Raw genomic sequence first — 13,497 nt, 5'->3', positions numbered from 1 at the left:
GCTCGGAAGCCGTGGCCCTCGAAGGCGCTGTGCGGTGGGCTACGCGTGCTGGTAGGCCACCAGGGAGATCCCCACGTAGTGCACGACGAACGCGGCCAGCGTGAAGGAGTGGAAGACCTCGTGGAAGCCGAACCAGCGCGGTGACGGGTTCGGGCGCTTGATGCCGTAGATCACGCCGCCCGCGCTGTAGAGCAGGCCGCCGACGATCACCAGGACCAGCACCGCGATGCCGCCGGAGCGCATGAAGTCCGGCAGGAAGAAGACCGCCGCCCAGCCCATCGCGATGTAGCAGGGGGTGTACAGCCAGCGCGGGGCGCCGACCCAGAAGACCCGGAAGACGATGCCGGCCGCGGCGGCCGCCCAGATGCCCCACAGCAGCCACTGCCCCTTGGCCCCCGGCAGCAGCAGCATCGTCAGCGGCGTGTAGGTGCCCGCGATGATCAGGAAGATGTTGGCGTGATCCAGTCGGCGCAGGACTCCGTCCATGCGCGGGCTCCAGTTGCCCCGGTGGTACAGCGCGCTCACGCCGAACAGCAGGCAGGCGGTGAGGGCGAAGATCCCGCAGGCGACACGACCGCGCGCCGAGTCCGCGAGGGCGGTGAGCACCAGGCCCGAGACGAGTGCGGCCGGGAACATGCCCAGATGCAGCCAGCCCCGGAGTCTGGGCTTGATCTCCTCCGAGAGCTGCTGGGCGTGGTGCGCGATCTGGTGCGGCAGCGAGGGCGCGGCGGAACCGCGGCCGGCGGCCGGCGTGTCCGTTGGCGCGTCGGGGACGGGCGCAGTCATGCGGGGCATCGTACCTACGGAACCGTAAGTTACGCGTCAGAGCGGCCAGATGGGCGCCCTTAAGTGGCCATCGTCTCACGGGCTACCCGCAATGGACCCACCCGGGGTGAAGCGGTGGTGACCCATCGAAAACATCTGGATGAGTGGCGATGCTCACGCCGCTCACCTGTGACGCCCTCTGGACATATGGGCGGACGCGTCGGATGATCAAATGAGTGCGGTCGGCACCGGATGAGCGCGGAAGATCGGAACGCCGATCCGATCCGCGAAGCATCCGGGTCGTGGCCCCCACGGGGCACACAAGGGCATATTCAGGACAAAATCCCTCTTTTAGGAGCAACCGTGGCGCGCGACATCGCGGCTCCCCCCGTCGTCCCCACCAACCACCGCGAGCTGGTCTCGTGGGTGAACGAGATCGCAGAACTGACGCAGCCGGACAGCGTGGTCTGGTGCGACGGATCCGAGGCCGAGTACGAGCGCCTGAGCGAGGAACTGGTCGCCAAGGGCACCTTCAAGAAGCTCGACCCGATCAAGCGCCCCAACTCCTACTACGCGGCCTCCGACCCGACCGACGTCGCGCGCGTCGAGGACCGGACCTTCATCTGCTCCGAGAAGGAGGAGGACGCCGGCCCGACGAACCACTGGATGGACCCCGCCGAGATGCGTGAGGTCTTCGCCGGTGAGAAGGGCGTCTTCCGCGGCTCGATGCGCGGCCGGACCATGTACGTCGTCCCGTTCTGCATGGGCCCGCTCGGCTCGAAGCTCTCCGCGATCGGCGTGGAGATCACCGACTCCGCCTACGTCGCCGTCTCCATGCGCACCATGACCCGCATGGGCCAGGCGGTCCTCGACGAACTCGGCGAAGACGGCTTCTTCGTGAAGGCCGTGCACTCCGTCGGCGCCCCGCTGGCCGAGGGCCAGGAGGACGTCCCCTGGCCGTGCAACCAGACCAAGTACATCTCCCACTTCCCGGAGAGCCGCGAGATCTGGTCCTTCGGCTCCGGCTACGGCGGCAACGCCCTGCTCGGCAAGAAGTGCTACGCCCTGCGCATCGCCTCCGTCATGGCCCGCGACGAGGGCTGGCTCGCCGAGCACATGCTGATCCTCAAGCTGACGCCGCCGCAGGGCGAGTCGAAGTACGTCGCCGCCGCCTTCCCGAGCGCCTGCGGCAAGACCAACCTCGCCATGCTGGAGCCCACGATCTCCGGCTGGACCGTCGAGACGATCGGCGACGACATCGCCTGGATGCGCTTCGGCGAGGACGGCCGCCTCTACGCGATCAACCCCGAGGCCGGCTTCTTCGGCGTCGCGCCCGGCACCGGTGAGCACACCAACGCCAACGCGATGAAGACCCTGTGGGGCAACTCCGTCTTCACCAACGTCGCCCTCACCGACGACAACGACATCTGGTGGGAGGGCATGACGGAGGAGACCCCGGCCCACCTCACGGACTGGAAAGGCAACGACTGGACGCCCGCCTCCGGCGTCCCGGCCGCCCACCCCAACGCCCGCTTCACCGTCCCCGCCGCGCAGTGCCCGATCATCGCGCCCGAGTGGGAGGACCCCAAGGGCGTGCCGATCTCGGCGATCCTGTTCGGCGGGCGCCGCGCCACCGCCGTACCGCTGGTGACGGAGTCCTTCGACTGGAACCACGGCGTGTTCCTCGGCGCCAACGTGGCCTCCGAGAAGACCGCCGCCGCCGAGGGCAAGGTCGGCGAGCTGCGCCGCGACCCGTTCGCGATGCTGCCCTTCTGCGGCTACAACATGGGCGACTACATGGCCCACTGGGTCGACGTGGCCAAGGACAAGGACCAGTCCAAGCTGCCGAAGATCTACTACGTCAACTGGTTCCGCAAGAACGACGAGGGCAAGTTCGTCTGGCCCGGCTTCGGCGAGAACAGCCGCGTGCTGAAGTGGATCGTCGAGCGCCTCGACGGCAAGGCCGAAGGCGTCGAGACCCCCATCGGCGTCCTCCCGGCGAAGGGTGCGCTGGACACCAAGGGCCTCGAACTGGCCGAGACCGACCTGGACTTCCTGCTCACCGTCGACAAGGAGATCTGGCGCGAGGAGGCCGCGCTCGTCCCCGACCACCTCAACACCTTCGGCGACCACACGCCGAAGGAGCTGTGGGACGAGTACCACGCGCTGGTGCAGCGCCTGGGCTGAGAACAGCCCCCGATGACGCCGCGGCCGGCTCCGATCGTGCCCTGACCAGCAGTATCGTCACGGCCGGCCGCGGTGACAGCACACAGGACCGGCGAGGTTCCGTACAACGGCGTACGGGGCTCTGGGCCTGTCGTGGTCGTCCCGTCCGCCCCGATGGGAAGGCCGCGGCAGGCCCTCGCCTGTATTCGCTCGCATGTACGGTCGCGCCGCCTTGATCGCGGCATACGCACCACAGTTACATGGTCTCCACAGGAGCGTCACTGATCGCAGTGGACGCTCAATTCAGCCTGTGGGGGGCACAGTTGAATACTGCACACCGCTCCAGACGTCTCGCGGCCACGCTGCTCGCCGCCACACTCGCCGGGACCGGCCTGACCGTCGCCGCCGCGCCCGCGGCCCACGCGGCGGCCTCCGAGGCGGTGGCCAAGCTGCCGATCACCTCGTACTCCGCGCTCGCGGTGGACTCCGCGCACCAGCGGGTCTACATCGCCGACAGCAACATGGGCAGCTACAGCAACCCCGGTCAGATCGCCGTCTACAACTTCCAGGGCGAGCGGATCACCACGATCAGCACCACCCAGCACATCTCCGGCCTCGCGCTGAACGCCGACGGCTCCACGCTCTACGTCGGCGGCCGCGAGGTCATCTGGCGCTACGACACCAGCACCTACACCTCGAACGGCCTGTACGTCTCCACCGACACCTGCGGCCGCAGCCTCGCCTTCTCGGGCGGCCAGGTGTACTACACGACGCCGTACTCGTACTACACCTCGCAGTGCGACACCACGCTGACCTACCTGGACGCCTACGCGCCCGCCACCAACACCGTCGCGCGCACCGACTGGCAGGACTTCGGCAAGCTCCAGCTGGAGGCCGGTCCCGGCGACCGGATGCTGATGGGCCAGCCGCTCAACTCCTCCGCCGCCAATCCGTTCCTGACGGTGTACGACGCCGGCGGCGGCTCGCTCGTGCGTGGCGCGGCCCGGCGCTTCGCCGACGCCGACGGCACGGGCGCCCTGAACCTGAAGGACATGGCGTTCTCCGCCGACGGCAGCAGGGTCGCCGTCGCCGACGCGAGTGCCGGGACACGGCTGCTGAACACCGGCGACCTGTCCGACGCGGCCGAGGGCTATCGGGCACTGCCCGCCGGGGCCGTCGCCAGCGCGGTCGCCTTCGGCGGCGACGGCAAGTACATCGCGCGCGGCGCCTCGGCCACCGGCTCCACGCCCGACCTGCTGGTGCAGCCCGCCGACCCGGCCGACGCCACCGCCCCGCTGGAGTTCGCCTTCGAGGGCAGCCTCGACGGCGACCGGGTCGCGCCGCGCGGCCTGGAGTGGGCGGCGGACGGCTCCCGGCTGTTCGCGGTCACCACCAACGCGGCCGGCAACCAGTACTGGCTGCACATCATCCAGCCCCCGGCCGTCCAGTACGACACCCGCTTCACCGGCGGCCTCACCCACAGCCCCGCCCGGGCCGCCGCGGGCGAACCGCTCGCCGTGCGCGGCAAGCTGGAGCAGGACGGGCCCGCGCCCGCCGAGCCCCTGAAGGTCAGGGCGACCCGCACCGACGCGAGCGGCACCCACGATCTGGGCACGTTCACCGTCAAGGACGACGGCACCTTCACCGTCCTCGACGAGCCCGGCCTCGTGGGTGAGGCCACCTACAAGGTCTCCTACCTCGGCGACCTGACCCACCGCCCCGCCGACGACATCACCACCACGGTGTCCGTCGGCAAGGCACCCACCTCGATCGCGCTCACCGCGCCCGAGGAGGGCTCGCTGAAGACGGGCGTCGAGATCACCGGCACGTTCACCGCACAGGGCAAGGCGCTGCCCGAGCGGGCGGTCCTCAAGGTCACCCGGACCGACCGGCTCGGCACCGGCACGCTGTCGTCGGTGACGGTCGCGGCCGACGGCACCTTCACGATCAACGACCTGCCCCGCACCCGCGGCGACGCGGACTACACGGTCAGCTGGCCGGGCGACGACCTGCACAACGCGTCGTCCGCCACGGCGACGGTGTACGTCAGGCGGTAAGTCCGCCCCCGCTCCCGCCCCGGTCCTCCAGGTACCGGGTGTGGGTCTCCTGGCGGCGGGCCTCCACCTCGCGCAGGCCCGCCGCCAGCTTCTCGGCGTCCTTCTTCAACAGGCCCAGCTGCCGCTCCAGATGCAGCTCCGGCGACTCGCTCCCCGGCGACATCCGCGTCCACCAACGCGTCCGTACGAAGCTGTCGACGGCCTCGGGCAGATCGCGCCGCACGATCCGGGAGAGCACGTGCACGCCCTCCGGATCGTGCGCGAGCAGCTCGGCGACCCAGCCCCTGTCGAGCAACGCCGTCAGCAGCTCCGTGAGTTCACGCAGCCGGGCCGCGGCCGTCACGGACAGCTCGACGTCCGTCAGATAGCCGCGCACCCGCTCGAAGTCGCCCCGCAGCTCGTCCAGCTGGGCCGAGGGGTCGGGGAAGTCGGGCGGCGCGGGCCGCTCCGGCGGGGCGATCAGCGCGCCCGCGCCGTACAGCCCCACGACCACGACCGGCCAGTACGGTCCCGCCACCCCCGTGAAGGTCAGCACCAGGCCGGCCAGCCCGCACGCGCTCCCGGCGATGTTCTTGCGGGACTCCAGGTACGCCACTGCCCTACTGGTAGCCACGGATCTCCTCGAAGGCGCCGTCCAGCGAACCCTTTTGGGCGTCGAAGAGCCGGCCGCCGGTCAGCTCGGCGATGTACTCCAGCTCCGACCTGCTGGAGTCGCCGAAGAGGATGGGGAAGACGGGCGTCGCGCGCCGCTCGCGGTCCAGGCCGATGTAGAAGGCGTGGAAGCCGGCCGAGTCGGCGCCCGCGGTGTTCTCGCCGTCCGTCATCAGCACGATCGACGTGAACGTGTCCCTGCCGGAGCCCAGATGCCGGTACGCCGCCTCCAGCGAGGTGTAGATCGCGGTGTCGCCCTCGGCGGTGAGCGCGTCGGTCTCCTCGCGGATGCCGGCGAGCCCCGCCTTGGGGTCGGCCGGATCCACGACATGCGTGGCCACGCTCTTCACCCCCGACCCGAACGGCATCAGCGTGACCTCCTCGCGTTCGCGGAAGTCACCGGTGAGGTCGGTGAGCGCCTGCTTCAGCTGCTCCAGGCGGTCGCCCTCCATCGAGCCGGAGGTGTCGAGGACGTAGACCGTCCTGGACGGGCGGCGCAGCTCGTTCTCGTACGACTCCAGCAGGCCGTCGGCGACGGAACGGGTGCCCGGGAAGGGCAGTTCGCGCCGCCGGCCGGTGTCGAGGCCGGGTGCGGGGTCGACGGAGCTGACGACCGGGCGGCGATGGGTGCGCTCGGTGATCAGCCGCTGGATGCCGTCGCCGCGCAGCGCCTCGGTGAGGCGGCGGACGTCCTCACGGGTCGCGGTGTTCGTCGACGCGAGGGAGGAGAGCGGGTAGTCGGCGGTGATGACACCGTCCTTGGGGCGGATCACGGTCAGGCCCGGGATGCCCTTGAGGACGGACTCGTAGTTGAGCAGCGCGTCGACGTTCCCGCGCCGCTTGTACGCCGTCGCCAGCCAGCCCGATGAACCGGACGTCAGCTTCTGCCCCTTGAAGAACTCCTTCAGCCGGGGCGTGGCCTTAGCGACGTCCGCGTCCGTCAGGGCGGACTGCGCGCCGGACAGGGCCGAGGCGACGGAGACCAGGGTCGCGAAACCGGAGTTGGAGCGGGCCGGGTCCGTCATGCCGTAGGTGAGCCGGCCGTCCTGGACGGCCCTCTCGATCTGCGACCAGGTGACGTCGTCGGGCTCGAAGCCCAGCTTCCCGAGCTGCGTCGACCTGATGCCGACGGCGACCGGGCTCGACATGACGGGCGTCTCCGAGACGACCTTCTTCGCCGCCTCGGGCCGCAGCCGCAGATAGTCGTTCGAGGACAGCCACAGTGCGTCGTACCGACCGTCCGCCTTGCCCTTCGCCAGCAGTTCCACGGCGTCGAGGGTGCCCATGTAGGTGGGCCGGACCTCGATGCCGGTGTCGTCGGCGATCCGGTCCAGGACCGGGGCCATGTCGCTGAGCTCGCTGGAGGCGAGGATGCGCAGGGACCCCGGTCTCGGGGCGTCGTCGGGCTCGTCGGCCGCCTTCTGCGAGGTGCAGGCGGTCAGGAGCGCCAGGGCGGCGAGCGCCGGCGCGAGGATGCGTGTTCTCATCCGAGGCCGCCTTCCAGCGCGCCCTGCGAGCGGCTGCGCTCCAGGTAACCGCTCGCCTGCTGCAGTTCGGCGGTCAGGCTCTCCACCGTCGCCGCCATCGCCTCGGTCGCCTGGACCTTGTAGCTGTCGATGGTGTCGAGGGTGCGGTAGATCTGCTGGAAGGCGTTACGGAGCGTCTCCGCTCCCACCGCCGGGTCGGCGGCGATGCGCTGGATCTCGCCGCTCTGCGTGGCGAGCATCTCGGCGTTGCCGCGGATGAGGTCCTCGGTGGTCCCGCGCAGGGCGTTGACCTGCTCGATGACCTTCTTCTGGTTGTCGAGCGCGGAGGCCAGCATCACGGAGATCCGCAGCGCCGAGACGGTGGTCGTGGCCGCCCGGTCGACGCCCTTGATGAGCTCCTCGTTGTTGCGGCGTACGACGTCCATGGCGAGGTAGCCCTGCGCGGACACCGCGAGCTGGGTGAGCAGGTCCTGGTGCTTCTGCCGGACCGGGAAGAGGATGTCGGCGCGCAGTCCGTCGGCCTGCTGCGGGTCGGCGACCTGGCCGATGTGCTGCTCGACCGCGGTGTCCAGGGCCTCCGTCAGCACGACGTACTCCTGGAGCTTGCCCATGGTCTCCCACAGCCGCACCCGCTCGGTCTGGAGCGCGGCGTTGTCGCGCCGCAGCTCGTCCTGCCCGCCGCGCAGCGACCCCACGATCTTGTTCAAGGTGCCTTGCGCGGAGGCGTACTTGGCGACGTGGTCGCGCAGCTTGTTGCCACCGGGCAGCCTGGAGAGGAACTTGCGTCCCTTGGAGGCGGGCAGGTCCCGCGGGTCGAGGTCCTCCACCACGCGGCGCAGCTCGACCAGCGAGCCCGCGACCTGCGACTGGGCGTCGCCGCCCTTGTCCGGCAGGCTCCGGATCGTCCGCTCCAGCATGCGGTTGGACTGCGCGGCCGCCGTCCGCATCTCCCCGGCGCCGAGCCCGGTGATCTCACCGACCTTGCCGGCGAACTCGGGGGAGCGGGCGTCGAGTCCGGCGAGCCCTTCCACATAGGCGGTCGCCTTGCCGGCCATGTCGCTGCGGACGCCGTCGTCGACCGGTACGAGTCCGCCGGCCTTCTCGCGCGGCACGGCGGCCACCGGTTCCGGCGGGGTCAGGACGAAGGTGTCGTCGTTGGTGCTCATGTGCTGTTGCCCCCCTTATCCGCGCGCCCGTCGGGCCAGTTCGTGCAGCACCTTGGAGGTGGGCACGGCGGCCTGGTGGACGCCGGTCAGTTCCTGCTTCAGGTAAGTGGTGTCCGAGGCGAACCCGGCGGCCTCGCCCTGCGGACGGAACCCGTGCCGGACCTCCAGCTTCCGCAACGCCGGGTCCGAGGACAGGAGTTCGGCGACGGCCTTGCCGTCCTCGGTCAGCGGTACGGCGGTGTGGTCGCTGTTGACCGTGGTGTCCGGGTAGAGGACGACCAGGTCCTCGGGCTGCTCTCCCCGGGCCAGCAGGGAGGCGACCTGGGACTCGTAGACCACGACCAGCGGATTGCCGGCGCCGCTGACGAAGTCCCGGAACACGGCGTCGCTGCCGGACTGCTGGGCGCCCTGCACGCTCACCAGCTTGTGCAGCAGCGGCGCGGCGCGGTCGACCTCGGCGGCACCGGCGACGACCTTGCCGCCGTTCTCCACGTAGGAGGCGGCGGCCAGGTACAGCGCGCCGGAGTTGGAGGTCTCGGGGTCGGTGCTGGACAGGTAGAGCGTGCCCGTCAACTCCCCGTACTTATTGGCGCCCTTGAGCTGCTGCCAGGTACGGTCGGCGCGGGCCGCGTCGAGATAGGCGGCCATCTTCAGGGTGCCGCGGTGGGCCTCGTCCAGCGTGGCCAGCCCGTTGCCCGCGAGCACCTCGGCGGCGTTCTTGTGCGCCACTACGACGAGGGGCGAGTAGAAGGGGCGGGGGAGTGTCCCCGTCACCTCGTACTTCGCGGCGAGTTCACGGGCGGGTGCCTGGCTCGACGGGAGCGCGAGGTCGTACCCCTTGAGGTCCAGCCCTTCCATGGCCCAGGACCCGGAGGTCTCGGCCTTCACGGTGTAGCCCTTGGCGGCGAGGGCCTTCACCACGTCGGGATCGGCGAAGAACTCTGCCTTCTCCGATCCGATCACTGCCTGCACGGTCTTCGTTGCCGTGCCCTTGTCCCCATTGCTGCGGCCCGCGACGACGGCGACCACCACGCCACCGATCAGCAGCACCGCGAGGATGATTCCAGCGATACGTCTCACGCGGTGGAGAGTGCTCGCGGAATCCAACGTTCCCCGTCAGAGGGGATGAACGGCAGGTGTCATACCGGTCCCGTTACAGCACGGGGTGCGGTGGCGCCCCTCAGGGGCGCGGGGAACTGCGCGATCAGCCACAACGAACGGGCAGCCGCGCGAACGACACGAACCCTTACGGCGAGGGCGAAAGTCGGCCAGGGCCAACGCAGTGCTGTGGCACCCGGTCCGCGCGTCGCTGCGGGTGCACGCGGACCGGGGCCGTTCGAAGGGCGTTTCAGCCGACGCCGCTGAGTTCCTGCGGCTCGGCCTGCGCGGCGGCATGAGCGTCCATCCGCTCGGCGGCGAGGATCGCGGCCGCCGTGTCGGCACGGGACGCGGCAACCACCAGCGCCCGCCCGGCGAGGGCATGCGCACGCCGGTGCAGTGCCGTGAGCTTCGCCTGACCGCCGGAAGCCACCGAACGGGCCGGCTTACGGCCTTCCCGCAGCCGGGCCACCTGGTCCGCGAGCCGGTCGGACGCGGCGTCCAGGTCCTCCGAGGGCGCCGTCGCACGCAGCTCGTCCGTGACGGCGAGCAGCGCGGCGAGATGGGCGGCGAGCTGGATGTCCAGCTCCTCCTCGCGCGAGCGGTGGGGGAAGTCGGTGGTGCTGCCGGCCATCGTGCTGTGGACCGACTTGGTTCGGATCGGTTCGTACATGGGGATGGCCTCCTGTGCGCTGACAGGAAACCATCCTAGCTTAGATTCTGTCTAAAGTTGAGCGGTTCACAAAAGCGGACCGCTTGTACACGCAGGGTCACGGCTGGCCGTAGCCGTCGAGGAACCGCCCGATCCGGCCCACCGCGTCCCGCAGGTCCGTGACCGTCGGCAGCGTGACCACCCGGAAGTGATCCGGCTCCGGCCAGTTGAAGCCCGAGCCCTGGACGACCATGATCTTCTCGCGCCGCAGCAGGTCGAGGACCATCTGCCGGTCGTCCTTGATCTTGAACACCTTGGGGTCGAGGCGCGGGAAGAGATACAGCGCGCCCCTCGGCCGTACGCAGGTCACGCCGGGGATCTGTGTCAGCAGCTCGTAGGCGACATCCATCTGCTCCTTCAGCCGCCCGCCCGGAAGTACCAGGTCGTTGATGGTCTGCCGGCCGCTGAGCGCCGCCACGACCCCGTGCTGGCCGGGCATGTTCGCGCACAGCCGCATGTTCGCGAGGATGGTGAGGCCCTCGATGTAGGAGTCGGCGTGGGCACGCGGGCCCGAGATCGACATCCAGCCCACCCGGTACCCGGCGACGCGGTACGCCTTCGACATGCCGTTGAAGGTGAGCGTGAGCAGGTCGGGAGCGACGGCGGCGGTCGGGGTGTGCGTGGCGCCGTCGTAGAGGATCTTGTCGTAGATCTCGTCGGAGCAGACGAGGAGGTTGTGCCGCCGGGCGATGTCCGTGAGCCCCCGGAGCACGGCCTCGTCGTACACCGCACCCGTCGGGTTGTTCGGGTTGATGATGACGAGGGCCTTGGTGCGGTCGGTGACCTTGCGCTCGATGTCCGCGAGGTCGGGCGTCCAGTCGGACTGCTCGTCGCAGCGGTAGTGGACGGCGGTGCCGCCGGACAGCGACACGGCGGCGGTCCACAGCGGGTAGTCGGGGGCGGGGACCAGCACCTCGTCCCCGTCGTCGAGCAGGCCCTGCATGGCCATGACGATCAGCTCGGAGACGCCGTTGCCGATGAAGACGTGCTCGACGTCGGTCTCGACGCCCAGGGTCTGGTTGTGCATGACCACGGCCCGGCGCGCCGCGAGCAGGCCCTTCGCGTCGCCGTAGCCATGGGCCGACGACACGTTGCGGAGGATGTCCTCCAGGATCTCGGGCGGGCACTCGAAGCCGAACGCGGCCGGGTTGCCGGTGTTCAGCTTGAGGATCCGATGCCCCGCCGACTCGAGCCGCATCGCCTCCTCGAGCACCGGGCCCCGGATCTCGTAACAGACGTTGGCGAGCTTCGTCGACTGGATCACCTGCATGTCAAGGAGCTTACGGCCCGGTAACGGACCCTGGGTCGTGTTTTCCGACACGTGAGACGCGGGGGTTTGAGCTGTTATCGGCGGTAACTGTCCCAGGGGCCTCTCCCGTCCCTAGAATGCGCGCTCATGTCCAGCCCTTCTGAGCGTGAAAACGGGATGTACGGAGCGAACGGCGTGAATCACTCCGCCGCCACTCCCCCCGTTCAGGGGGTGGGCCGGGAGGGCGAGGGGTTCCAGGCTCCTCCGAACGTGTATCACCCGTATGCCGAGCCGGATGCCGTGTACGAGGAGTACGTCGACCCCGCGGCCGCCCACGGCTGGCAGAACGCCTACGACGAGACGACCGAGCTGCCCGCGGTGGCCGAAGGGGCGGCCGACGCCCGTGAGGGCGACGGCTACGACTACGTCTACGAGCACGGCTACGACTACGCCGACGACTCGAACAAGGGACGCGGCCGCCGCCGGGCCCGGCGCAAGCCCGGTGTCTGGCGTTCGCCCCGCTTCGTGGTGGCGGCCGGTGCGGTGGGGGCGGTGTCGGCGGCGGCGCTGATAGCCGGGTTCGCCCTGTCCGGGTCCTCCTCGGAGGGCGGCACGCGGACCAAGGGCGACCGGACGAGCACGACGCCCGACGACCTGCCGGTGCCGGGAGGGGTCTCCGGGGGCGCCTCGGCAGGCGCCCGAGCATCCGAGAGTGCCGATCCTTCCCGAAGCCCTTCTCCGAGCGACTCGGCGAGCCCGTCCGCGTCGGACGGCGCCGGCTCCGACGGCGGCACCGCACAGCCCTCGGCCGATCCGACCGCCACGGGCACCGGCCCGTCCGCGCCGACGGCCACCCTCACCGCGAACGGCCCGGGCAACTCGGGCAACAAGCCGGGGCGGGGGCAGGGCAACACGAAGAAGCCCGGTTGAAGGCCGGGCAGGGGAGAGTAGCGCTCGGGGCGTGACGCGCCGTACGGCGGCTGTGGTGATCTCGGCACCCTCTCGTGAACGTCCTGCGCCGCCGGGCTTCGGACCCTCACGCACCGTGATAGGGAAACCCCTACGGCCTGAACTCGCCGGTAATCAACTCCTTGTCCGCACCCCCCTCTTGCGTGACAATGCGCATGACAAAAGTGCGGGTGGCCGGAGATTCTTCGGTCACCCTCCTCGTATGAGGGGACCCCCACATGAGAAAACCGCTCGGCGCCGCCCTCCTCGCCCTGGCCATAGCCGGGGCCGGCGCCGCACCCGCGGCCGCGGCTGACGTGGACACGGCCCAGTCCTTCGGCAAGGGTGTCGACACGAACTCGGTCACCTCCGTGGTCCAGGACACCGTCAACTCCGCCACGGAGAGCCTCGGCCAGGTCCTGAACCCCAACGCCAAGGCCAAGGCCGTCAACTTCGCGGGTACCGTCTCGCTCAGCAACTGCTCCGGCTCGGTCGTCCGGTTCCCCGCCTCGGAGGACAACGACCCCGCGCTGGTGATGTCCAACGGCCACTGTCTGGAGACCGGCATGCCGGGCCCCGGCGAGGTCGTCGTCGACCGGGCCTCCAGCCGGACGTTCGGTCTGCTCAACGCAAACGGCAGCCGGGTCGGCACGCTGCGCGCCAGCAAGATCGCCTACGGCACGATGACCGACACGGACGTGTCGATCTATCAGCTCACCACCACGTACGCGCAGATCAAGAGCTCGTACGGGATCAACGCGCTGACCATGGCCGACAGCCACCCGACCGCCGGCACGGCCATCACGGTCGCCTCCGGCTACTGGAAGCGGCTGTACAGCTGCAACATCGACGGGTTCGCCTACCGCCTCAAGGAAGGCGACTGGACCTTCAAGGACTCGGTCCGCTACACCTCCGCCTGCAACACCATCGGCGGCACCTCCGGCTCCCCCGTCATCGACCAGGCCACCAACAAGGTCGTCGCCGTCAACAACACCGGCAACGAGGACGGCCAGCGCTGCACGGTCAACAACCCGTGCGAGGTCGACGAGAGCGGCAACGTCACCGTTCGACAGGGCATCAACTACGCCCAGGAGACCTACCAGATCCCCGCCTGCTTCGGCGTCGACAACAAGCTCGACCTGAACGCCAGTGGGTGCGTGCTGCCCAAGCCGTAACACCTGGCGGCGGGCGGTCCGCA

Annotated in this window: 11 protein-coding genes; 4 read left to right on the top strand and 7 right to left on the bottom strand. The window is 69.9% G+C overall.

Features of this window, described 5'->3' with window-relative positions:
* Positions 1-39: 39 nt before the first annotated feature.
* On the bottom strand, positions 40-786 hold the full coding sequence (gene trhA, locus CP983_RS15730) for a PAQR family membrane homeostasis protein TrhA (protein WP_107903604.1): 747 nt from the start codon (positions 784-786) through the stop codon (positions 40-42).
* A gap of 342 nt (positions 787-1,128) precedes the next feature.
* On the opposite strand from trhA, the gene CP983_RS15725 reads away from it, so the two are divergent.
* Together CP983_RS15725 and CP983_RS15720 are read left to right on the top strand one after the other, a co-directional pair.
* Positions 1,129-2,952 carry a phosphoenolpyruvate carboxykinase (GTP) gene (locus tag CP983_RS15725; protein ID WP_107903602.1) on the top strand — a complete coding sequence of 608 codons (1,824 nt, stop codon included), beginning with the start codon at positions 1,129-1,131 and terminating at the stop codon, positions 2,950-2,952.
* Positions 2,953-3,254: 302 nt separating this feature from the next.
* On the top strand, positions 3,255-4,988 hold the full coding sequence (locus tag CP983_RS15720) for an SMP-30/gluconolactonase/LRE family protein (RefSeq protein WP_189748874.1): 1,734 nt from the start codon (positions 3,255-3,257) through the stop codon (positions 4,986-4,988).
* Here the strand turns inward: CP983_RS15720 and CP983_RS15715 are convergent.
* The 6 genes from CP983_RS15715 to CP983_RS15690 form a co-directional block, all read right to left on the bottom strand.
* Complete coding sequence (locus CP983_RS15715; protein WP_189748872.1) at positions 4,978-5,601, bottom strand: hypothetical protein; 624 nt, start codon at positions 5,599-5,601, stop codon at positions 4,978-4,980. The two genes, CP983_RS15720 and CP983_RS15715, sit on opposite strands and share 11 nt — an antisense overlap.
* Positions 5,588-7,126, bottom strand: a complete 1,539-nt coding sequence (locus CP983_RS15710) for a vWA domain-containing protein (protein ID WP_150499989.1) — start codon at positions 7,124-7,126, stop codon at positions 5,588-5,590. Before CP983_RS15710 ends, CP983_RS15715 begins: the two co-directional genes overlap by 14 nt.
* Complete coding sequence (locus tag CP983_RS15705) at positions 7,123-8,292, bottom strand: toxic anion resistance protein (protein ID WP_150499988.1); 1,170 nt, start codon at positions 8,290-8,292, stop codon at positions 7,123-7,125. The genes CP983_RS15710 and CP983_RS15705 overlap by 4 nt, the downstream gene beginning before the upstream one ends.
* A gap of 15 nt (positions 8,293-8,307) precedes the next feature.
* The gene (locus tag CP983_RS15700) at positions 8,308-9,372 is read right to left on the bottom strand and encodes a substrate-binding domain-containing protein (RefSeq protein WP_150499987.1); all 1,065 of its coding nucleotides are present in this window, start codon (positions 9,370-9,372) and stop codon (positions 8,308-8,310) included.
* Positions 9,373-9,640: 268 nt separating this feature from the next.
* Positions 9,641-10,063, bottom strand: coding sequence for an SCO4983 family protein (locus CP983_RS15695; protein ID WP_107903591.1), 423 nt, complete (start codon positions 10,061-10,063; stop codon positions 9,641-9,643).
* Positions 10,064-10,160: 97 nt separating this feature from the next.
* Complete coding sequence (locus CP983_RS15690) at positions 10,161-11,372, bottom strand: pyridoxal phosphate-dependent aminotransferase (protein ID WP_150499986.1); 1,212 nt, start codon at positions 11,370-11,372, stop codon at positions 10,161-10,163.
* Between the two features lie 249 nt (positions 11,373-11,621).
* On the opposite strand from CP983_RS15690, the gene CP983_RS15685 reads away from it, so the two are divergent.
* On the top strand, positions 11,622-12,281 hold the full coding sequence (locus tag CP983_RS15685) for a hypothetical protein (protein ID WP_150499985.1): 660 nt from the start codon (positions 11,622-11,624) through the stop codon (positions 12,279-12,281).
* A 257-nt stretch (positions 12,282-12,538) separates the two neighbouring features.
* On the top strand, positions 12,539-13,474 hold the full coding sequence (locus tag CP983_RS15680) for a trypsin-like peptidase domain-containing protein (RefSeq protein WP_150499984.1): 936 nt from the start codon (positions 12,539-12,541) through the stop codon (positions 13,472-13,474).
* The last annotated feature ends 23 nt before the right edge of the window (positions 13,475-13,497 follow it).

Origin of the sequence: Streptomyces chartreusis, from assembly GCF_008704715.1 — a bacterium.
GTDB lineage: Bacteria > Actinomycetota > Actinomycetes > Streptomycetales > Streptomycetaceae > Streptomyces > Streptomyces chartreusis.
The sequence above is the reverse complement of the archived record's forward strand: the minus strand, read 5'-3'. Positions and strand labels throughout refer to the sequence as shown.